General features: G+C 56.4%; 19 protein-coding genes. 9 read left to right on the top strand and 10 right to left on the bottom strand.

What is annotated here, in order from left to right; translation table 11 throughout:
- Nucleotides 1-23 precede the first annotated feature (23 nt).
- Nucleotides 24-2,414, top strand: a complete 2,391-nt coding sequence (locus LH23_RS02615) for a beta-N-acetylhexosaminidase (protein WP_039288014.1) — start codon at nucleotides 24-26, stop codon at nucleotides 2,412-2,414.
- 52 nt (nucleotides 2,415-2,466) lie between these two features.
- Here the strand turns inward: LH23_RS02615 and ridA are convergent, their stop codons facing one another.
- The 9 genes from ridA to argF (LH23_RS02570) all read right to left on the bottom strand — a co-directional run bounded on the left by ridA (nucleotide 2,467) and on the right by argF (LH23_RS02570) (nucleotide 11,781).
- Nucleotides 2,467-2,853 (bottom strand): 2-iminobutanoate/2-iminopropanoate deaminase, encoded by a 387-nt coding sequence (ridA, locus tag LH23_RS02610; protein WP_008454721.1) that lies wholly within the window; start codon nucleotides 2,851-2,853, stop codon nucleotides 2,467-2,469.
- 72 nt (nucleotides 2,854-2,925) lie between these two features.
- Nucleotides 2,926-3,387: an aspartate carbamoyltransferase regulatory subunit gene (pyrI, locus tag LH23_RS02605; protein WP_008454720.1), complete on the bottom strand. Its 462-nt coding sequence runs from the start codon at nucleotides 3,385-3,387 to the stop codon at nucleotides 2,926-2,928.
- Between the two features lie 16 nt (nucleotides 3,388-3,403).
- The gene (pyrB, locus tag LH23_RS02600) at nucleotides 3,404-4,336 is read right to left on the bottom strand and encodes an aspartate carbamoyltransferase (protein WP_039288007.1); all 933 of its coding nucleotides are present in this window, start codon (nucleotides 4,334-4,336) and stop codon (nucleotides 3,404-3,406) included.
- A 268-nt stretch (nucleotides 4,337-4,604) separates the two neighbouring features.
- Nucleotides 4,605-5,084 (bottom strand): arginine repressor, encoded by a 480-nt coding sequence (locus LH23_RS02595; RefSeq protein ID WP_039288004.1) that lies wholly within the window; start codon nucleotides 5,082-5,084, stop codon nucleotides 4,605-4,607.
- A gap of 158 nt (nucleotides 5,085-5,242) precedes the next feature.
- Nucleotides 5,243-6,712, bottom strand: coding sequence for an arginine-ornithine antiporter (gene arcD, locus LH23_RS02590; RefSeq protein ID WP_039288001.1), 1,470 nt, complete (start codon nucleotides 6,710-6,712; stop codon nucleotides 5,243-5,245).
- Nucleotides 6,713-6,785: 73 nt separating this feature from the next.
- Nucleotides 6,786-7,790, bottom strand: a complete 1,005-nt coding sequence (argF, locus tag LH23_RS02585; protein ID WP_039287999.1) for an ornithine carbamoyltransferase — start codon at nucleotides 7,788-7,790, stop codon at nucleotides 6,786-6,788.
- Between the two features lie 188 nt (nucleotides 7,791-7,978).
- Nucleotides 7,979-8,893, bottom strand: coding sequence for a carbamate kinase (locus LH23_RS02580; protein ID WP_039287996.1), 915 nt, complete (start codon nucleotides 8,891-8,893; stop codon nucleotides 7,979-7,981).
- 13 nt (nucleotides 8,894-8,906) lie between these two features.
- Nucleotides 8,907-10,127 (bottom strand): arginine deiminase, encoded by a 1,221-nt coding sequence (gene arcA, locus LH23_RS02575; RefSeq protein ID WP_039287993.1) that lies wholly within the window; start codon nucleotides 10,125-10,127, stop codon nucleotides 8,907-8,909.
- 649 nt (nucleotides 10,128-10,776) lie between these two features.
- Nucleotides 10,777-11,781, bottom strand: coding sequence for an ornithine carbamoyltransferase (gene argF, locus LH23_RS02570; protein ID WP_039287990.1), 1,005 nt, complete (start codon nucleotides 11,779-11,781; stop codon nucleotides 10,777-10,779).
- A gap of 163 nt (nucleotides 11,782-11,944) precedes the next feature.
- Between argF (LH23_RS02570) and rraB the strand changes: the two genes are divergently transcribed.
- From rraB to LH23_RS02530, 8 genes are all read left to right on the top strand, one after another.
- On the top strand, nucleotides 11,945-12,373 hold the full coding sequence (gene rraB, locus LH23_RS02565) for a ribonuclease E inhibitor RraB (RefSeq protein WP_039287986.1): 429 nt from the start codon (nucleotides 11,945-11,947) through the stop codon (nucleotides 12,371-12,373).
- 47 nt (nucleotides 12,374-12,420) lie between these two features.
- A complete protein-coding gene (gene miaE / locus LH23_RS02560; protein ID WP_039287983.1) occupies nucleotides 12,421-13,185 on the top strand; it encodes a tRNA isopentenyl-2-thiomethyl-A-37 hydroxylase MiaE in 765 nt (254 codons plus the stop codon).
- Nucleotides 13,186-13,196: 11 nt separating this feature from the next.
- Nucleotides 13,197-14,012, top strand: a complete 816-nt coding sequence (locus LH23_RS02555) for a hypothetical protein (RefSeq protein WP_039287980.1) — start codon at nucleotides 13,197-13,199, stop codon at nucleotides 14,010-14,012.
- A 93-nt stretch (nucleotides 14,013-14,105) separates the two neighbouring features.
- Nucleotides 14,106-14,696 carry a transcriptional regulator UhpA gene (gene uhpA, locus LH23_RS02550; protein WP_039287977.1) on the top strand — a complete coding sequence of 197 codons (591 nt, stop codon included), beginning with the start codon at nucleotides 14,106-14,108 and terminating at the stop codon, nucleotides 14,694-14,696.
- Nucleotides 14,696-16,198, top strand: a complete 1,503-nt coding sequence (uhpB, locus tag LH23_RS02545; protein WP_039287974.1) for a signal transduction histidine-protein kinase/phosphatase UhpB — start codon at nucleotides 14,696-14,698, stop codon at nucleotides 16,196-16,198. The genes uhpA and uhpB overlap by 1 nt, the downstream gene beginning before the upstream one ends.
- 9 nt (nucleotides 16,199-16,207) lie before the next feature.
- Complete coding sequence (locus LH23_RS02540) at nucleotides 16,208-17,536, top strand: MFS transporter (RefSeq protein ID WP_039287971.1); 1,329 nt, start codon at nucleotides 16,208-16,210, stop codon at nucleotides 17,534-17,536.
- Nucleotides 17,537-17,674: 138 nt separating this feature from the next.
- A complete protein-coding gene (gene uhpT / locus LH23_RS02535; protein WP_039287968.1) occupies nucleotides 17,675-19,066 on the top strand; it encodes a hexose-6-phosphate:phosphate antiporter in 1,392 nt (463 codons plus the stop codon).
- Nucleotides 19,067-19,221: 155 nt separating this feature from the next.
- On the top strand, nucleotides 19,222-19,674 hold the full coding sequence (locus tag LH23_RS02530; RefSeq protein WP_039296328.1) for a DUF1198 domain-containing protein: 453 nt from the start codon (nucleotides 19,222-19,224) through the stop codon (nucleotides 19,672-19,674).
- 21 nt (nucleotides 19,675-19,695) lie between these two features.
- Here LH23_RS02530 and LH23_RS02525 read toward each other — a convergent pair whose 3' ends face one another.
- Nucleotides 19,696-20,217, bottom strand: a complete 522-nt coding sequence (locus LH23_RS02525; protein ID WP_156107002.1) for a GNAT family N-acetyltransferase — start codon at nucleotides 20,215-20,217, stop codon at nucleotides 19,696-19,698.

Genomic DNA, 20,217 nt, shown 5'->3' with positions numbered 1-20,217 from the left:
CCCGTCACGTGAAAGGATTATCCATGTTCAAATCGCTTCGTTTTAGCCTGCTGGCTGCAGGTATCGCCGTTGCCTGCCAGGCGCAGGCCGCTCCCGCAGGGGATCTCCCGTTAATGCCCTGGCCGCAGCAGGTCGAACTCCCGGCCACGCAGGGCAGCCTGCCGCTGACTAACGCCGTGTCTATCGCCATTAGCGGCGACAAGCTCGACGGCGCCGTTGATCGCTGGCGGCAGCGTATCAGCCTGCAAACCGGGTGGCAGCTTCAGCCAGCGGCTGCACAGCCTGCAAAACCCACGATTGCTATTCAAATTAAACAGGTCGTTGATCCTCTACCTAAAGCAGACAGCGACGAAAGCTATGCCTTAAGCGTGACGGCGGACGGCGTGAAGCTCACCGCTAACACGCGCTTTGGCGCGATGCGCGGCATGGAGACCTTGCTGCAGCTGATTCAAAATGGTCCGCAAAATACGTCGATTCCTTATGTCGAAATCAAAGATGTGCCGCGGTTCCCGTGGCGCGGGCTGCTGCTTGATTCGGCTCGCCACTTTATGCCGGTGAACGACATTCTCCGCCAGTTGGACGGGATGGCAGCCGCCAAGCTGAATGTCTTCCACTGGCACTTGACGGACGATCAGGGCTGGCGCTTTGCGTCGACCCATTATCCTAAGCTCCAGCAACTGGCGAGCGACGGGCAGTTCTACACCCAGGCGCAAATGAAGCAGGTGGTACGCTATGCCACCTCGCTGGGCATTCGCGTTGTGCCGGAAATTGACCTGCCAGGCCACGGCTCAGCGCTGGCTGTCGCTTACCCGGAGCTGATGAGCGCGCCGGGCCCATACCAGATGGAGCGCAACTGGGGCGTTCTGAAGCCGCTGCTGAACCCGGCTAACGAAGCGGCCTACAAATTTGTCGATACGCTGATTGGCGAAGTTACCGCTATTTTCCCGGATAATTATCTGCATATCGGCGGCGATGAGGTGGATGACACCCAGTGGAAAGAAAACGCCGCCATCCAGCAATTTATGAAGCAGCACAACCTGGCGGATTCCCACGCGCTGCAAACGTACTTCAACCAGCGGCTGGAAAAGATCCTCGAGAAGCATAAGCGCCAGATGATGGGCTGGGACGAGATTTATCACCCGGATCTACCGAAGAACATTTTGATCCAGTCCTGGCAGGGGCAGGATTCGCTGGGGGCAATCGCCGCCCACGGCTACAAAGGCATTCTGTCCACGGGCTTTTACCTCGACCAGCCGCAGTCTACCGCCTACCACTACCGCAATGAGGTCCTGCCGGTTGGGCTAAACAATGTGGATCACATCTGCGAGGCCGACAGCGCACAGAGCTGGTTCTTCAGCATGCCTCGCCTGAAAGGCAGCGCGGTAGAAGGCAGCTTTACGCTGGTGAAAAGTGACGGCGGCTGGCGCGGATTTATCGACTTCAAGGGCAAATCCCGCCGCGCAGTTCACGACGTAAAATGGCTGAACCCTACCCAGGTGACATTTACGGTAGATACCTGGATGGGGGAAACGCGCCCGGTGGTGACGCTGGAAAACGACAAGCTTAACGGCTACTTCCTGGTGGGCAACGTGCGCTATCCGGCGACCGGACAGAAGCTCGAAGGCATCCCGGACGGCAAACAGCCTGTGGTGCCAACCGACGCGCAGATGAGCAATATCCTCGGCGGCGAAGCGGCGCTGTGGGCGGAAAATGTGATCTCCCCGCTGCTGGATATCAAACTCTGGCCGCGGACTTTTGCCGTGGCCGAACGGCTTTGGTCGGCTAAAGACGTCACCGACGTGGACAATATGTACCAGCGTATGCAGGCCATTGATGCCTGGTCCACGGTGTCCGTTGGCCTGCGTCAGCATACCGAATCCGTTACGCAGCTCACGCGCCTGGCCGGTACGCCGGAGATCATGCCGCTGCAAATCCTCGCCCAGGCCGTCGAGCCGGCGCAGTACTACACGCGCCAGCACCTGAAATTCCAGGCCGGGAATTACAACCACTTTGAGCCGCTGAACCGCTTTGCCGATGCGCTTGGGGCAGAAAGCGGGCAGGTCAGGGCGATTAACGGTTGGGTAGATAAACTGATTGCCGACAGGGAAGACGGGAACAGTGCGGAAGCGCTGCGCCATATCTTCACCCGCTGGCAGAACAACACCCCGGACGTGCTGGCGCTGATCGACGGCAACTACGTGCTAAAACCGCTCAAGCCGGTTGCCGAGGACGTGGACAAGCTCGCCGGTCTTGGCTTAAGGCTGACGGATTTGGTAGCGAAGCAAGGTTCGCTCAGCGATGACGAGCTGAAAGCCATTCAGGCTCAGCTGGATGCTGCGGCGCAGACTCGTGATGAAGTGGTGATTGCGGCGGTGTATCCGCTGGAAAAACTGCTGCGGGCTGTGGTGAAGTAAGCAAAGAAATGGCCCCGTGAAAGCGGGGCCAGAAGCAAAGCGCGGCGGCGAACTAGCGGCGAACGGCGATAGCTTCGATTTCGATTTTTACGTCTTTCGGCAGACGAGCCACTTCAACGCAGGAGCGAGCCGGGAAGGTCGCGTTATGTTCGTTGAAGAAGGCTTCGTAGGTGGCGTTCACGGTCGCGAAATCGTTCAGATCTTTCACAAACACGGTGGTTTTCACGATGTCGCCCACTTTCAGGCCCGCGGACTCAACGATAGCCTTCACGTTTTCCAGGGACTGACGAGCCTGAGCGGCTACATCTTCCGGCACTTCACCGGTTTTTGGGTTCACCGGGATCTGCCCGGAAGTGATGATCATGCTCCCGAGATCGACACCCTGAACATAAGGACCGATAGCGGCCGGTGCATTTTCCGTGCTAAGCGTACGTGACATACTTTCTCCTTAGTATTGGATTTAAACTCCCGCCCATTATAGAGACGGGGAGTGGCTTGTCATTAGTGGTCGTTAATCTACCAGAACCACGTGGCGAGCGAACTCTTTCTCGCAATACTTGCACTTCAGGCTGATATCGTCGGCGCGCTGTTTCACGGCGAACGAAGAAGCCACCGGCTCGTTGTGGCTGATGCAGTTGGTGTTCGGGCACAGCAGCACTTTCTCGATGCGATCCGGCAGGCTTGGGGTGCTTTTGCCGACGACTTCGTACTCGTCTATGCGGTTCACCGTGGCGTGCGGGGCGTACAGCGCCAACTGGTTCACCTGCTCGTCGGTCAGGAAGGTATTTTCAATTTTGATCAGATCTTTGCGGCCCAGCTCGCGGGATGGCAAATTCAGGCCGATAGTAATGCGCTGGTCGGTTTCGGTCAGCTGGAACAGGGTCAGGAGCTTAAAGCCAACCTGAGCCGGAATGTGGTCAATAACGGTGCCGCGCTTGATGGCTTCAACCTGTAATTTATTATCGTGCGTCATCTTCTTGTCCTCTCACTTAAACCAGTTCGCGATTCAACACCAGCGCCAGCAGCGCCTGGCGAGCAAAAATACCGTTACCGGCCTGCTGGAAATACCAGGCATGCGGCGTGCTGTCTACATCGGTGGTGATCTCATCCACGCGCGGCAGCGGGTGCAGCACCTTCATGTTGCCGCGTGCGCCGGTCAGGTCGGCGGCGCGCAGGATAAACTGTGCTTTAACGTTGGCGTATTCAGACGGGTCCAGACGCTCTTTCTGCACGCGGGTCATGTACAGAATGTCCAGCTCGCCTACCACTTCGTCGATGGACTCATGGCGGCTCCAGGCAATGCCTTTTTCATCCAGCATGTCGAGAATGTACTGCGGCATCGCCAGCGCGGGTGGCGCGATGAAGTAGAAGCGGTTGCCGTTGAACTTCGCTAGCGCCTGGGCCAGCGAATGCACGGTGCGGCCATATTTCAGGTCACCGACCATAGCGATATTCAGGTTCTCGAGGCGGCCCTGAGTTTCCTGAATGGTGAACAGGTCCAGCAGGGTTTGGGTCGGGTGCTGGTTAGCGCCGTCACCGGCGTTCAGCACCGGGATCTCACCGGAAAACTCGGTGGCGAGGCGAGCCGCGCCTTCCTGCGGGTGGCGCATCACGATGGCGTCCACGTAGGTACTGATGACGGAGATGGTATCCGCCAGCGTCTCGCCTTTCTTGCCCAGCGAAGTGTTGCTGCTGTCGGAGAATCCGACGACCGAAGCGCCCAGGCGGTGAATGGAGGTTTCAAACGAGAGGCGAGTTCGGGTCGACGCTTCAAAGAAGCAGCTGGCGATAACTTTGTGCTTCAGCAACTCCGGCTGGGGGTTCGCTTTTAGCTTTGCCGCGGTCGCCAGCACCAGTTCAAGTTCTTCACGACTGAGATCATTGATGGAAATGATGTGTTTTTTATAGAGCGGGTTAGTCATGCTTCTCTCCTGTTCTCGGGCCGACGGGCAAAAAAAAGGCCCCTCAACGAGGGGCCTTAGCAATTTGGGAATTTAGAAATTCGACGGTGCAACGGGAAGAAAAACGCCCTGCCGCGTCTGCTTTCAGACGTCGAGCTACGACATTTTTTTGAACACAGTAAACCATGCTTCCTCCCGGCAAATTGTGGCGCATTATACGCGCGTGGGTGTTCTCTGCAAGCGCTAAAATCACACTTTTTCAGGGGCGCTGCAATCGGTTGCGGTGCATTTACGCCTGGCCCAGCATACGCATGATGCGGCGATGCAACAGCGGCGTTTTTTGCACTTCACGCGGCGCAATCCAGACCACGCTGCTGCCGGCGACCACGCCCAAAATCTCGGCGATGGCGTGATGATCGAGAATTTTTGCTATCGCTTTGCCGTAGCCTGACACCGTGTGCACCATGACAAATTCACTGTTGTGCTCAACGCTTAGCACCATTTCAGCCACCGAACGCGCCGCGTTGGGCTGAGGTAAAGTTTGAGGGCTAAGAGCATAAATTTTTTGCCCTTTGGCATTGCGCAACTTTATGACGCCCAGTAGCTTGAGCAGGCGGGAGACAGTGGACTGACTGATGGCTTCGAAGCCGTGCTGTTTCAGGTCATGGCGTAGTTGCTCCTGGGAGTGATAACTCTTGTGGCTGATGAGCTGTTGGCACAGTTCAAGCTGGCGCTGCTCTTTCTCGAACGAGAGGCGGGATGTCCTCATGGTCTCTATACACTCCTGTGATGACCGGTGCGTTTTCATTGCACGGTTGATGAACGTAATTTATTGATAGAAATGATTTTTATTAATTTTATCCCTTAAAAATGTCGTCAATGGATTGAAGTGAAGAGTTTAACGCCACAATCGTGGCGTTAATGGCGTCAGGCTATCTGTAAATTTCCGGTTATCACCAGTTTTAATGTCCATGCGGCCAAAGCAAGAATGGCTACGGCGATCGCCAGTTCATAGCTTTTCAGCAGCGGCTGACCCTGGGTTTTTTTCTGCCACAGGAACACCAGAATGCCCGGCGTGAATAACAGCGAGCTAAGCAACATCGAATCGCCCGCGGCGTAGCAAAGCCAGAAGCCGTAAGCCGTTGCAATCAGGCCAAGCAGGATGCCGCCGGTTCGTGATTCCCCTTGCCCATAACGCTCCCCGGTCCAGGCCAGCTTTAATCCGTAGGCCGCGCTGAACAGGTACGGAGGTAAAATGGCTGCCGTGGCGATGGAGAACAGCGCCTGGTAGCCAGCGGCGTAGAACAAGGTGAGGATCAGGAAGAGCTGAATTAAGCCATTGGTGATCCACAGCGAAAACGAGGGTGAATGGCGGGCGTTCTCTTTGGCGAAAATTTTAGGGAAAATGCCGTCAATCGCCGCGACACGGGGTAATTCAGCGGCAAACAGCGTCCAGGCCAGCAGCGCGCCGGCTACGGACAGAATCACGCCTCCGGCAACGAACTTCGCTCCCCACGGCCCGACCACGCTTTCCAGCACGCCCGCCATTGACGGATTCTTCAGCCCGGCCAGAGTGGCCTGATCGAGGATCCCCATCGACAGCACGCTGACCAGCACATAAATCGCCAGCGCGCCCAGCAGACCAATGACCGTCGCCTTACCGATATCCTCACGTTTTGCGGCTCGGGCGGAAACGACGGTCGCGCCTTCGATGCCGATAAACACCCAGGTGGTGACCAGCATGGTGTTTTTAACCTGGTCGAAAATTTCTGGACGTGAGCCTTCGACCAGCATCATGCGGCCCCAGAAATCTGCTGTGAACACGCCAATCCGGAAGGCAATCAGCACCGCGACAATAAAGACCAGCAGGATGATGACCTTTACCACGGTGAGGATGGTGTTGATGTAGGCGGCTTCGCGTACTCCGCGAAGTACCAGAGCATGCACCAGCCACAGCACAACGGAGGCGCCGATAATGGAAGGCAGGTTATTCCCGTCGCCAAAAACCGGAATGAAAAAGCTCATGGCGCTGAACAGCAATACCGCGTAAGAGACGTTCCCGAGCCAGGCGGAGAACCAGTAGCCCCAGGCGGACTGGAAGCCAATAAAGTCGCCAAACCCGGCCCGGGCATAGCTGTAAACGCCGCCGTCAAGATCCGGGCAACGCGCGCTGAGATTCTGATAAATAAACGCCAGGCAAAGCATACCGACGCCGGTGATAGCCCAGCCGATCAGCAATGCGCCGGGTGAAGCTACTGAAGCAAAGTTTTGCGGCAGGCTGAAAACGCCCCCGCCAATCATCGAGCCTATAACCAGCGCCACCAGCGCGCTGAGTCCGAGTTTTCTTTCACTGCTTGTGGAGGTGTCTGCGGCACCTTCATGGGTAACATCGGCCATTTCCTTTTCTCCCGCTGCGTGAAGCAGCACAAGGGCAATACGGGCAGCGAGGAGTTCCCACCGCCCGACTGTGTTACTCGCCGAGCGTGGCGACCATCACGGCTTTAATGGTGTGCATGCGGTTTTCGGCTTCGTCGAAGACGATGGAGTGTTTTGACTCAAAGACTTCCTCGGTCACTTCCAGCCCCTTCAGACCGTAGGTTTCTTCGATCTCTTTGCCGACTTTGGTGTGTTCGTTGTGGAAGGCCGGCAGGCAATGCATGAACTTGACGTTTGGGTTGCCGGTCGCGTTTAGGACGTTCTGGTTAATTTGGTAAGGCGTCATGATGCTTACGCGTTCGGCCCAGGCTTCTTTAGGCTCGCCCATCGAAACCCAAACGTCGGTGTAGAGGAAATCCACGTCCGCAACGCCTTCTGCAACGCTGTCCGTCAGCATGATGCGGCCGCCGGTTTCTTTGGCGATGGCTCGGCATTGCTCGACCAGCGCCGCTTCAGGCCAGAAGGCTTTGGGCGCAACAAGGCGAATATCCATGCCCATTTTGGCTGCGCCCACCATAAGGGAATTGCCCATGTTGTTACGGGCATCGCCGAGATAAGCGAAGGAGAGATCCTGCAGTTTTTTACCCGGGGCGTGCTCCAGCATGGTCATCAGGTCGGCGAGGATCTGGGTCGGGTGAAATTCATTGGTCAGCCCGTTCCACACTGGCACGCCAGCGTATTCCCCCAGTTCTTCGACAATCTCCTGGCCATAGCCGCGGTATTCAATCCCGTCGTACATCCGCCCTAGCACACGGGCGGTATCTTTCATGGATTCTTTATGGCCGATTTGCGAGCCGCTTGGCCCCAAATACGTCACCAGTGCGCCCTGGTCAAACGCGCCAACTTCAAAGGCGCAGCGGGTGCGGGTGGAGGTTTTCTCGAAGATCAGCGCGATGTTTTTACCGCATAGCGTTTTTTTCTCCGTTCCGGCCTGTTTGGCGGCCTTCAGTTCACGGGCCAGGTCGATGAGGTACTGAATTTCTGCCGGTTTGAAGTCGAGGAGTTTCAGGAAATTGCGGTTTTTTAGGTTGATAGTCATTTTTGTTATCCTTTGAATGAGAAGATTTTTTTACCCTCACCCCGGCCCTCTCCCTGGAAGGGAGAGGGGGAAGTGCGATGCCTTTTTGTCCCCTATCCCCTTGGGGGAGAGGGTTAGGGTGAGGGGTAAGTGCGATACATTTTTTATCCCCTCTCCCCCTTGGGGAGAGGGTTAGGGTGAGGGGGCTTTCACGGCTCCCGAATTAACGTGCCTTTCTCCCCAGTCAGAATTGCCGGGCCATCCTCCAGCGCACCGATCCCGGCGATACCGTGGCAACTGGCGACGAAGCGACTGCAGGCGGACACTTTTGGCCCCATCGAGCCTGCATCGAAGCTCATGCTTTCAAGCTCTGCCGGCGTCACGCTGGTGAGCGGGCGCTGCGCCGGCGTGCCCCAGTTGAGATAAACGGCGTCGGCGTCGGTGAGGATCAGCAGGGCGTCGGCCTCTATCTGGCGGGCCAGTAATGCGGCGGAAAGATCCTTATCAATGACGGCTTCAATCCCGTGGTAGCCGTCGGCTTTTTCCACCACCGGCACGCCGCCGCCGCCGTTGCAAATGACCAGATGGTCACGCTGGATAAGCGCCGTAATGGCATCGCTTTCGACGATGCGTTTAGGCTGCGGGGACGGCACCACGCGGCGGAAGTACTGGCCATCAGCTTTTACCGACCAGCCTTTGTCACGCACCAGCGCATCCGCCTGCTCCTTGCTGTACACCGGGCCGATGTACTTGGTCGGATTGCTAAACGCCGGATCCTGCGAGTCCACTTCAACCTGAGTCAGCAGCACGCTGACTTCGCGGTCAGGCAGGTTATTTTTCAGCGCCTGCTGCAGCATGTAGCCGATCATTCCCTGGCTCTCAGCGCCGAGAACATCGAGCGGATAAGGACTTACGTTTTGGTAGGCGCTGTTTTGCAGGGCCAGCAGGCCGACCTGCGGACCGTTGCCGTGCACCAGCACCACGCGCCAGGCGTGGGTGAGCTGGGCGATAGTTTTTGCCGCCAGCTCAATGTTTTTACGCTGCAGGTCGGCTTCCAGCGGCTCACCGCGCTTCAGCAGGGCATTTCCGCCGAGCGCGACTACGAGAGTGGGTTTCTGTTGCATATGCTTTCCTCCCTTAAATTCCGTCGCGTTCCAACGGGCAGCTCATGCAGCGCGCGCCGCCGCGCCCGCGGCCCAGTTCATCGCCCGGAATAGGCAGGACGGTGATCCCGGCTTTGTCGTATTTCTCGTTGGTCCAGATATTGCGTTCGTAGCCGATGACCACGCCGGGGCGAACGGTCAGCACGTTGTTGGCGTCGTTCCACTGTTCGCGCTCGGCCTCAAAGGCATCGCCGCCGGTGGTGATGAGCTTGACCTGATCGATACCCAGCGCTTTTTCGATGGCGTTCACCAGGCTGGTTTCCTGGTGGCGCTTGATGCCGCCGTGGCCGTCAGGGGTTAACGTCCAGCACTGCACGTCCTTGCGGACGACTTCCGGGTAAACGGAGAAGGTGTCGAGATCGAGATGGGTCATGACGGTATCGAGGTGCATACAGGAGCGGTGCTTCGGCAGTTCAACGGCAATCACGCGCGTTGCCTGTTGATGCCTGAATAATGATTCAGCGAGGAATTCTATGCCTTGAGGCGTGGTTCGTTCGGACATGCCAATTAATACAGCGCCTCGTCCAATCACTAATACGTCACCGCCTTCCAGCGTGGCGTGGTCATAATTAATATTTTCGTCGCCGTAATACTTAATGAATTTTCCGTCAGTGAATGCTGGGTGCCAGCGATAAATGGCCCTTAAGTTATTTGTTTCGCGCTGGCGAGCCGCTTTTGCCATTGGGTTAATAGAAACGCCGTTATAAATCCAGCAGGACGTATCACGGGTGAATAAATGATTAGGGAGCGGCTTCATAATAAAATCTGTTGTGGCGTGAATATCCACGACCATATTTTTAATGTGCGTCGGAATTTCCCCATAGGTCAGCCCGCCGGAAAGGCGACGGGCGAGTTCGCGATGCGGCATATCGGCCAGCCAGCCGCGAACGTCCGAGGCGAATGCGGGCCCGAGCCGATAGTCTGAAATCTGAGTATTCAGCAGCCAGGCCTTGGCATCGCTGACATCCAGCGTCTGGGTCAGCAGGTCGGTGAGCAGCAGGACTTCTACGCCCTGGCCGCGCAGCGTATTGGCAAAAACGTCGTGCTCTTCACCGGCACGCTCAACGGAAAGCACATCGTCAAATAACAATTCCTGACAGTTTGAAGGAGTAAGTCTTTTCAGGCTGAGGTTTGGCCGATGCAGCATCACGCTGCGTAATTGACCTATTTCGGAACCGACATAATGTTTGTCCATGACTATTCCTTTGCATTTATTAGGAAATAAAAGTGCCTGTGACGCAATGAGTATTGCGTCGCGATTTTAATAACCTGTTAAGTTGTCTTCGTGGCGTATATTAATTTCTTCACAACCATTTAATGTGAGATTTATCACGTGCTCAAGGTGGTTTTTATTTGTTTTGTTATTAATTGATGGGTGTCAGAGAACGGTAATTTCACCGATCATGACGAATGCATAATTATACGAAGAACCGTTTTTAATTATTTTTGAGTGTTAAAAATATGTGAGTTTATTCCTAATGATGAATGTCATAACTCATTGATTTAAATTGTTTTACGTTTTCTATTTGCATGATTATTCATTATGAAATCTGTTTAATGCCGTGAAGGGAAACGCAGGGAGAAATAGTTATTTTTATTTTGCTACTAATGCCGTGCATGCAAACTGTGAGCGCAGCGAATTTATTCTTTTTATTTCAATGAAAACAGACTGTTGTATGGGGCATAAAAAGAGAGGGAGATGAGGTTATGTCCTTTTAGTGCATAAAAAATGCTGGTGGTGCATCAAATGTGCAACATTTTTAGTAATAACCAGGCGAGAGAAAAGAAAACCCCTCGGACGGATAACCGACGAGGGGCCAGGAGAAGCCCTGGGAGCGAAGAAACTAGTTTGCCAGCGTGGCGACCATCACGGCTTTAATGGTGTGCATCCGGTTCTCAGCCTGGTCGAACACCACGCTGTGGGAGGATTCAAAAACTTCGTCGGTGACTTCCATGCCGCCGTGCAGATCGAACTCCTGCGCCATTTGCTTACCCAGCGTGGTTTGATCGTCGTGAAACGCCGGCAGGCAGTGCAGGAATTTAACCTGCGGGTTACCGGTTAACGCCAGCATGGCGCTGTTGACCTGATAAGGGCGCAGCAGGGCGATACGTTCGGCCCACTTCTCTTTGGCCTCGCCCATCGACACCCAAACGTCGGTATAGATGAAATCCGCCCCTTTAACGCCCTCGGCAACATCTTCGGTTAACGTGATTTTCCCGCCCGTCTTTTCGGCCATGGCTTTGCATTCGGCGACCAGCTTTTCATCCGGCCAGCAGGCTTTAGGTGCCACCAGGCGCAAATCCAGTCCAGTCAGAGCTGCGGCTTCCAGCATGGAGTTACCCATGTTGTTGCGTGCGTCCCCGGCGTAAACCAGCGTCATCTCATTCAGGCTTTTACCCGGCAAGTGTTCTTGCATGGTGAGTAAATCCGCGAGAAGTTGGGTCGGGTGGTATTCGTTGGTCAGCCCGTTCCACACCGGCACGCCCGCATAGCTGGCCAGGGTTTCGACGATATCCTGGCCATAGCCACGGTACTGGATGCCGTCATAAATCCGCCCGAGTACGCGTGCGGTATCTTTAATTGATTCTTTATGCCCAATCTGGCTGCCGCTTGGGCCGAGATAAGTGACGCGTGCACCCTGGTCGTAAGCGGCAACTTCGAAAGAGCAACGAGTACGAGTCGAATCTTTTTCGAAGATGAGCGCAATATTTTTACCAGTAAGGCGCTGAATTTCTGTTCCTTTTTTCTTGTCGCTTTTCAGCTTGGCGGACAGAGCCAGCAATTCGTTCAGTTGGGCAGGGGTAAAATCGAGCAGCTTAAGAAAGTTTTTCTGATAGAAGTGACTCATTTTTTCCTCGCGTGGCGCAAGCCTTAATTGAATTAAAATTCAATTTATATGTATGAATATTCAATTGCAACCCCATGTTTTAAAACTTTGCGGTGAAAGGTGGAGGCAAACCCCGGCGTGTGTGAAAATGAGAGTATCTGCCGACACATTTGAGGAAAGGGCCATGGCAAATCCAGAACAGCTGGAAGAACAGCGCGAAGAAACACGTTTAATCATTGAAGAACTGCTGGACGACGGGAGCGATCCTGACGCGTTGTACACCATTGAACACCACCTTTCTGCGGATGATTTTGAAACGCTGGAGAAAGCCGCCGTTGAAGCGTTCAAGCTGGGTTATGAAGTGACCGACCCGGAAGAGCTGGAAGTAGAAGAAGGCGATACCGTTATTTGCTGCGACATTCTGAGCGAATGCGCGCTGAATGCTGAACTGATCGGCGCCCAGGTTGAACAACTGCTGAATCTGGCAGAGAAATTCGGCGTGGAATACGACGGCTGGGGCACCTACTTCGAAGACCCGAACGGCGAAGAGGGTGAGGAAGGCGACGAAGACGACGAATATCAGGACGAAGACGACGACGGCGTTCGTCACTAAAAGTCAGCGGTGCAGCGGCGTTCAGCCGCTGCGCTTCAGGATACCCCATGGACTACCAGCAACTCCTCTCCCCGATTACCCAATTCCTGCAGTGCCCAACGCCCGAAGCATGGATTCATAAAGCCCGCCGCCCGGAAAATCTGCCGCTGCTGTTAACCGACCACATGGTGTGCGAGCTGAAAGCCGCGCAAACCGCGATGCTGCTGATCCGCAAATACGTTGCCGATAAAGACAGTTCGCAGGCGCTGCTGGCCTGGCTGCAGCCTTATGAAGCCTTTACCTTCCGTGATGGCGAGGAACCGGACTTTCTCTCGCTCCACAAAGGGCTGAGCAAAAGCATCATGCCGAAAACGGCAAACGGCTGGGGGCAGCAGCTTATCGACAGCATGGTGTTGCTTATCAAAGAAGAGCTGCACCATTTTTGGCAGGTGCGGGAAATTATGATTGCCCGTAACATCCCGTACGCCAAAATTACCGCCAGCCGCTACGCTAAAGGTTTACTGAGTGAAACTCGCACTCATGAACCGCTGATGCTGGTCGATAAGCTTATTTGCGGGGCCTACATTGAAGCGCGATCCTGTGAACGATTTGCCGCGCTGGCGCCGCACCTGGATGATGAACTACAGCGTTTTTACCTGTCGCTGCTGCGTTCTGAGGCGCGTCATTATCAGGATTATTTAACCCTGGCGGAGCAGATTGCCGGGGGCGATATCAGTGAACGCGTTCGTTTCTTTGGCAAGCTTGAGGCCGGGCTTATTCAAAGTCATGACGACGAGTTTCGTTTCCACAGCGGCGTACCCGCAGCAGAGTAGAAGGATGTACCATGAACTGGACCCACGTCATTATTGCAGGCTATATCGGGGCTGCGATCGCCGCGGTGGTCGCGGTTTTTCGCAAGAAGGGCTGGGTCGGTAAAGCGGGCGCGGTGGTCATTGCGCTGGTTGCGATCATGGCGTGGAACATCTTTGACGTAAAATACCTTCTCCCTCGCGAGCGGGCCGGGCAGGAACTGGCGGGGCTGGATGATGCTATGGCCCAGATGCCGGTTTACCAGGTGCTGAAAGAGCAGGAGCCCGCGCTGTGGATGTCCATTCGCCAGCAGGCGGTAGAGATGCACCAGCAGGGGAAAACCGAGCAGGAAGTGATCGACACCATCCAGCCGCAGATCCTCGCCGTGGAGACGAAGCGCCTGCAAAGCGCGACGGATGACAACGTCGTGGCGTTTATGCAGGTGAACATGCAGCAAACGGCTATGGTGCAAAAATCCAGCGATGACGCCTGTTTCCGCTTCCTGTTTCCGGACGTGAAAGGCGGCATCAACTCCACGAAAATTCTGCCTAAGGATGTGACGATGCGCCGTATGCAGGTGGATGCGGCGATGATGCGCTCCGCCTACGGCGAGGACAAACACAGCGTGACCGATGCCGAACGCGAGCAGGCTCGAAAAGACATTCAGCCCATCGTGCAGCAATTGACCCGGCGCTACGGGAGCGATCTCCAGCTAATGTCGAACCCGCATAACGGGGTCGGCAAAGAGGGGCTGGTCTGCAACCAGGTTCAGGAACTGTGGCGCAACGTGCTACAGCTGCCTCCGGCCCGCGCGGCCGGGATCATTCGCCTGTCGGTTGCGCAGGAATAATCCGCAGCCAGAGCATCAGAATCGCTTAAGACTTGAACAGTCACGCGCTTGCCGCTAAGGTAAGCGCGTTTTTTTACCTTCCTGGAAAGCATCATGACCGCTATTGCCCTTATCGACGACCACCTTATCGTCCGCTCTGGTTTTGCCCAACTTCTTGGGCTGGAGGCGGATTTTCAGGTCGTGGCCGAGTTTGGTTCCGGGCGCGAGGCGCTGGCGGGGCTGCCGGGGCAGGGCGTGCAGGTGTGCATTTGCGATATCTCGATGCCGGACATTTCCGGGCTGGAGCTGCTAAGCCAGTTGCCGAAAGGGATGGCGATCATCATGCTGTCGGTGCACGACAGCCCGGCGCTGGTGGAGCAGGCGCTGAACGCTGGCGCGCGCGGCTTTTTATCCAAACGCTGCAGCCCCGACGAACTGATTGCCGCCGTGCGTACGGTAGCAACGGGTGGTTGCTACCTGACGCCGGACATCGCCATGAAGCTGGCTGCCGGGCGGCAGGATCCGCTGACGAAGCGCGAGCGGCAGGTGGCGGAAAAACTGGCGCAGGGCATGGCGGTAAAAGAGATTGCTACCGAACTGGGGCTATCGCCAAAGACGGTGCACGTGCACCGCGCCAACCTGATGGAAAAGCTCGACGTCAGCAACGATGTGGCGCTGGCGCGACGCCTGTTTGACGGCTGGTAATGCGGCCTTTCTTCTCGCGGCTGATCGCCGTTATCGCCAGTTTCTTTATCTTTTCCGCCGGCTGGTTTTGCCTGTGGAGCATTAGCCTGCATCTGGTGGAACGGCCTGAGCTGGCGGTACTGCTGTTTCCTTTTGGATTGCGCTTAGGGCTGATGCTGCAATGCCCGCGCGGCTACTGGCCGGTTCTGCTGGGGGCGGAGTGGCTAATGCTTTTCTGGCTCGCGCAGGAAGTGGCGCTGGAGCATCTGCCGCTGTTAATGGTGGGCGGCGTGTTCACCGTCCTGCCGGTGGCGCTGATTTCCCGCTATCGGCATCAGCGTGACTGGCGGACTCTGCTGCGGCAGGGAGCGGCGCTTATCGCGGCCGCTTTGCTTCAGTCGCTGCCGTGGCTGAACCAGGGCAGCGATGCCCTGAATGCGCTGCTGCTGACCCTGACCGGCGGGTTAACCCTGGCGCCGACCTGCCTGGTGCTCTGGCACTATCTGACCAGCACTGTCTGGCAACCTCTTGGCCCGGCGCTGGTTTCACAGCCGGTCAACTGGCGGGGGCGGCATCTGATTTGGTATTTACTGCTGTTTGCCGTCAGCCTCTGGCTGCAGCTGGGTTTACCTGCCGAACTCTCCCGTTTTACGCCGTTCTGCCTGGCGCTGCCGATTATCGCCCTGGCCTGGCACTACGGCTGGCAGGGGGCGCTGATTGCCACCCTGATGAACGCCATCGCGCTGATCGCCAGCCAGACCTGGCACGATCATCCGGTAGACCTTCTGCTGTCGCTGCTGGCTCAAAGCCTGACTGGCTTGCTGCTGGGGGCGGGGATTCAGCGCCTGCGTGAACTGAACCAGTCTTTGCAAACGGAGCTGGCGCGAAATCGCCGCCTGGCCGAACGCCTGCTGGAAACCGAAGAAAGCGTGCGGCGGGAAGTGGCGCGCGAACTGCATGACGACATTGGGCAGACCATCACGGCGATCCGCACCCAGGCCGGGATTGTGCAGCGGCTGGCGCCAGAAAGTGAAGGCGTTAAGCGCAGCGGGGCGCATATCGAACAGCTTTCTCTGGGCGTATATGACTCGGTTCGCCGTCTGCTGGGGCGCTTACGCCCGCGCCAGCTGGATGATTTATCGCTCGAACAGGCGATTCGTTCCCTGATGCGCGAGATGGAGCTGGAAAGTCGCGGTATCGTCGGCCATATCAACTGGCAAATCGATGAACCTCTGCTTAGCGAGGGGCAGCGCGTGACGCTGTTCCGCGTTTGCCAGGAAGGGCTCAATAATATCGTGAAGCACGCCAGTGCCAGCGCGGTAACGCTCCAGGGCTGGCAACAGGACGAGCGGCTGATGCTGGTCATTGAAGACGATGGCAGCGGTTTGCCGCCGGGTTCCGGGCAGCAGGGTTTTGGGCTAACCGGCATGCGCGAACGCGTGACAGCGTTGGGCGGGACGTTCGCTATTTCCTGCACTCACGGCACACGCGTCAGCGTTAGTCTGCCATTACGTTATGTTTGAGGGACGAGCATGTTCAGTTTTTTAAAGGTCCCGGCAAGCGTCGCGCCGCTTAGCAACAAAAGTGAGATTGATGCCCGCTACCGCTACTGGCGTCGTCATATCCTGATCACTATCTGGCTCGGCTACGCGCTGTTTTATTTCACCCGCAAAAGCTTTAACGCCGCCGCGCCGGAAATCCTCGCCACCGGCGTGATGGAGCGAACCGATATCGGCCTGCTGGCGACGCTGTTTTACATCACTTATGGCCTGTCGAAGTTCTTCTCCGGGATTGTCAGCGACTTTTCCAATGCCCGCTACTTTATGGGCATCGGGCTGATAGCCACCGGCGTTGTGAATATCCTGTTTGGCTTCTCGACCTCGCTGTGGGCGTTTGCGCTGCTGTGGGCGCTGAACGCCTTTTTCCAGGGCTGGGGATCGCCGGTTTGTGCCCGGCTGCTGACGGCGTGGTATTCCCGCAGCGAGCGCGGCGGCTGGTGGGCCGTCTGGAACACAGCGCACAACGTAGGCGGGGCGCTAATCCCGATCATCATGGGGGCCGCGGCGCTGCAGTACGGCTGGCGTGTCGGGATGATGATTGCCGGAGGCCTGGCTATCATCGCCGGGTTATTCCTCTGCTGGCGGCTGCGCGACAGGCCGCAAACCGTGGGCTTGCCTGCGGTGGGGGACTGGCAGCATGACGCCCTGGAGATCGCCCAGCAGCAGGAAGGCGCGGGGCTGACGCGCAAAGAAATCCTCTACAAGTACGTGCTGGTTAACCCTTACATCTGGCTGCTCTCGCTGTGCTACGTGCTGGTGTATGTGGTGCGGGCGGCGATTAATGACTGGGGCAATCTTTATATGTCCGAAACGCTCGGCGTCGGGCTGGTTACCGCCAACTCAGCGGTGACCATGTTTGAGCTGGGCGGATTTATCGGCGCACTGGTAGCGGGCTGGGGCTCGGACAAACTGTTCAACGGTAACCGTGGCCCGATGAACCTGATCTTCGCGGCAGGTATTTTGCTTTCCGTGGGCTCGCTGTGGCTGATGCCCTTTGCCAGCTACGTGATGCAGGCGGCCTGTTTCTTTACCACCGGTTTCTTCGTGTTTGGGCCGCAGATGCTGATTGGCATGGCGGCGGCAGAATGCTCGCACAAAGAGGCTGCGGGCGCGGCGACGGGATTTGTCGGGCTGTTTGCCTACCTTGGCGCATCGCTTTCCGGCTGGCCGCTGGCGCGGGTGATCGACATCTGGCACTGGAGCGGCTTTTTCGCCGTGATCGCGATTGCCGCCGGGATATCAGCTTTGCTGCTGCTACCGTTCTTGAACGCTCAGGCCCCGCGCGAGGCTAACGAAGCGTGATACTCCTCACCCTTTTGCGCCATAAAGGGCAAAACTAGGAAATTTTCCCGGTTCGGCCTGGACGCTGTCTCAGGCCAGTTTACTCGCTGATTTTTACAATGCCTGCCATTAAGCAGGTATTCAAATCAGGAGTCATCCATGCTGGCCTTTCTAAACCAGGTGCGTAAGCCCACCCTGGATCTGCCGCTCGAAGTGCGGCGAAAAATGTGGTTCAAACCGTTTATGCAGTCGTATCTGGTGGTGTTTATTGGCTACCTGACGATGTACCTGATCCGCAAAAACTTTAACATCGCCCAGAACGACATGATTTCCACCTACGGGTTGAGCATGACGCAGCTGGGGATGATCGGCCTCGGTTTCTCCATTACCTACGGCGTGGGCAAGACCCTGGTTTCCTATTACGCGGACGGCAAAAACACTAAGCAGTTCCTGCCGTTTATGCTGATCCTTTCCGCCATCTGTATGCTCGGCTTCAGCGCCAGCATGGGCGCAGGCTCGGTTAGCCTGTTCCTGATGATTGCCTTCTACGCCCTGAGCGGTTTCTTCCAGAGCACCGGCGGGTCGTGCAGCTACTCGACCATCACCAAATGGACGCCACGCCGCAAGCGCGGCAGCTATCTGGGCATGTGGAACATCTCCCACAACCTGGGCGGTGCTGGCGCGGCCGGTGTGGCCCTGTTTGGCGCTAACTACCTGTTTAACGGCCACGTTATCGGGATGTTTATCTTCCCGTCCGTTATCGCCCTGATTGTCGGTTTTATTGCCCTGCGCTACGGCAGCGATTCCCCTGAATCCTACGGCCTCGGCACCGCCGAAGAGCTGTTTGGCGAAGAGGTCAGCGAAGAAGACAAAGAAGCCGAAGACAATTCGATGACCAAATGGCAGATCTTTGTTGAGTACGTGCTGAAAAACAAAGTGATCTGGCTGCTGTGCTTCTCCAACATCTTCCTGTACGTGGTGCGTATCGGCATCGACCAGTGGTCCACCGTCTACGCTTTCCAGGAGCTGAAACTCTCCAAAGAAGTGGCAATTCAGGGCTTCACCCTGTTTGAAGTGGGCGCGCTGGTTGGCACGCTGCTGTGGGGCTGGCTGTCCGATCTTGCCAACGGCCGCCGCGCTTTGGTGGCCTGCGTGGCGCTGGCATTAATCATCGCTACGCTGGGCGTGTACCAGCATGCGAGCAACCAGTACGTTTACCTGGCTTCGCTGTTTGCTCTTGGCTTCCTGGTCTTTGGCCCGCAACTGCTGATTGGCGTGGCGGCCGTTGGCTTCGTGCCTAAGAAAGCTATCGGCGCGGCGGACGGTATCAAAGGCACCTTCGCTTACCTGATCGGCGACAGCTTCGCCAAGCTGGGTCTGGGGATGATTGCTGACGGGACGCCAATTTTCGGCCTCACCGGCTGGGCTGGCACCTTTGCTGCCCTGGACGCCGCCGCAATCGGCTGTATCGTGCTGATGGCCATCGTCGCCGTATTTGAAGAGCGAAAAATTCGCCGCGAGAAAAAAATTCAGCAATTGAAGATCGCTTAAGCGCATTTTGAACTGTTCCAGCCCGGCATAACGCCGGGCTTTTTTATGCCCGCGAATAACGCCAGCGTGAGGCATTACCAGGAAAAGTGATTGCGCTATACTGCCTGGCATTCATTGATAGCAAATTGTCGTTCAGCTGCCGGGTGTTTAACTTCATGATTTGGATTATGTTAGCCACGCTTTGCGTGGTGTTTATTGTCGGCTTTCGGGTGTTAACGTCGGATTCACGGCGGGCCATTCGCCGGCTGAGTGAGCGCCTGGGGATCGACGTGGTGCCGGTAGAATCGATGATCGATCAGATGGGGAAAGCGCAGGGCGACGCGTTTTTACAGTATTTGCACCGCCCGGATGAGTCCCATTTGCAAAATGCGGCGCAGGTTTTGCTGATTTGGCAGATGGTGATTGTCGACGGCAGCGATCAAAATCTCCAGCAATGGTACCGGCGGCTGCAAAAGGTGCGGCTTGCCACGCCGATAACCGACGCTCAGGTTCGCCTGGCGCTGGGGTTTTTACGAGAAATGGAGCCAGAGAAGTCGGAGATCACCGCTTTTCAGATGCGCTACAACGGCTACTTCCAGCCTGAAGATGGCGTGCACTGGCTGAACTGATGCCCGCCATTTCGCAGAAGATTACAGCGTTTTGAGCATGGTGACTTCGCAATCCACGTGTCCGGTGCAGCCGAGTGGGGCAGGAATATGCTCAAAACCTAAATGTTCGTACAGGCCAACGGCTTCTTTCAGAAACGCGGTAGTTTCCAGGTAACAACGCTTGAAGCCCTGAGCCCGGGCGTGATCCAGCGCCTGCAGCGCCAGTTTCTTGGCTAACCCTTTGCCGCGAACCACCGGCAGGAAATACATTTTCTGCAGCTCACAAATATCTGGCTCGCTACACGATAACGGCGCCACGCCGCCGCCTCCCACCACTTCGCCGTTGATTTCTACCACCCAGTACGCATGGCCTGGCTGGCTGTAGAGCTGATAAAGCTCGTCAAGATTCGGGTCGGCAACGGTGTAGCCTTTATCGGCGGTCAGGCCGTATTCGGCGGACACCTGGCGAATAACCCGGGCGATAGCCGAATTATCTTCGGCAGCAATCCGGCGCAGCTGGAGCTTCACATCGACCGGGGCTGTGGTGTTCATCATGTGACTCAT

Origin of the sequence: Cedecea neteri, from assembly GCF_000758305.1 — a bacterium.
GTDB lineage: Bacteria > Pseudomonadota > Gammaproteobacteria > Enterobacterales > Enterobacteriaceae > Cedecea > Cedecea neteri_C.
Note: the sequence above shows the minus strand (reverse complement) of the source record. Positions and strands in the feature narration are given on the sequence as shown.

What these genes read in the sequence shown, in the direction of transcription:
- LH23_RS02615 (WP_039288014.1), top strand. Translation starts at nt 24, where the DNA reads ATGTTCAAATCGCTTCGTTTTAGCCTGCTGGCTGCAGGTATCGCCGTT.
- ridA (WP_008454721.1), bottom strand. Translation starts at nt 2,853, where the DNA reads ATGTCACGTACGCTTAGCACGGAAAATGCACCGGCCGCTATCGGTCCT.
- pyrI (WP_008454720.1), bottom strand. Translation starts at nt 3,387, where the DNA reads ATGACGCACGATAATAAATTACAGGTTGAAGCCATCAAGCGCGGCACC.
- pyrB (WP_039288007.1), bottom strand. Translation starts at nt 4,336, where the DNA reads ATGACTAACCCGCTCTATAAAAAACACATCATTTCCATCAATGATCTC.
- LH23_RS02595 (WP_039288004.1), bottom strand. Translation starts at nt 5,084, where the DNA reads ATGAGGACATCCCGCCTCTCGTTCGAGAAAGAGCAGCGCCAGCTTGAA.
- arcD (WP_039288001.1), bottom strand. Translation starts at nt 6,712, where the DNA reads ATGGCCGATGTTACCCATGAAGGTGCCGCAGACACCTCCACAAGCAGT.
- argF (WP_039287999.1), bottom strand. Translation starts at nt 7,790, where the DNA reads ATGACTATCAACCTAAAAAACCGCAATTTCCTGAAACTCCTCGACTTC.
- LH23_RS02580 (WP_039287996.1), bottom strand. Translation starts at nt 8,893, where the DNA reads ATGCAACAGAAACCCACTCTCGTAGTCGCGCTCGGCGGAAATGCCCTG.
- arcA (WP_039287993.1), bottom strand. Translation starts at nt 10,127, where the DNA reads ATGGACAAACATTATGTCGGTTCCGAAATAGGTCAATTACGCAGCGTG.
- argF (WP_039287990.1), bottom strand. Translation starts at nt 11,781, where the DNA reads ATGAGTCACTTCTATCAGAAAAACTTTCTTAAGCTGCTCGATTTTACC.
- rraB (WP_039287986.1), top strand. Translation starts at nt 11,945, where the DNA reads ATGGCAAATCCAGAACAGCTGGAAGAACAGCGCGAAGAAACACGTTTA.
- miaE (WP_039287983.1), top strand. Translation starts at nt 12,421, where the DNA reads ATGGACTACCAGCAACTCCTCTCCCCGATTACCCAATTCCTGCAGTGC.
- LH23_RS02555 (WP_039287980.1), top strand. Translation starts at nt 13,197, where the DNA reads ATGAACTGGACCCACGTCATTATTGCAGGCTATATCGGGGCTGCGATC.
- uhpA (WP_039287977.1), top strand. Translation starts at nt 14,106, where the DNA reads ATGACCGCTATTGCCCTTATCGACGACCACCTTATCGTCCGCTCTGGT.
- uhpB (WP_039287974.1), top strand. Translation starts at nt 14,696, where the DNA reads ATGCGGCCTTTCTTCTCGCGGCTGATCGCCGTTATCGCCAGTTTCTTT.
- LH23_RS02540 (WP_039287971.1), top strand. Translation starts at nt 16,208, where the DNA reads ATGTTCAGTTTTTTAAAGGTCCCGGCAAGCGTCGCGCCGCTTAGCAAC.
- uhpT (WP_039287968.1), top strand. Translation starts at nt 17,675, where the DNA reads ATGCTGGCCTTTCTAAACCAGGTGCGTAAGCCCACCCTGGATCTGCCG.
- LH23_RS02530 (WP_039296328.1), top strand. Translation starts at nt 19,222, where the DNA reads ATGATTTGGATTATGTTAGCCACGCTTTGCGTGGTGTTTATTGTCGGC.
- LH23_RS02525 (WP_156107002.1), bottom strand. Translation starts at nt 20,217, where the DNA reads ATGAGTCACATGATGAACACCACAGCCCCGGTCGATGTGAAGCTCCAG.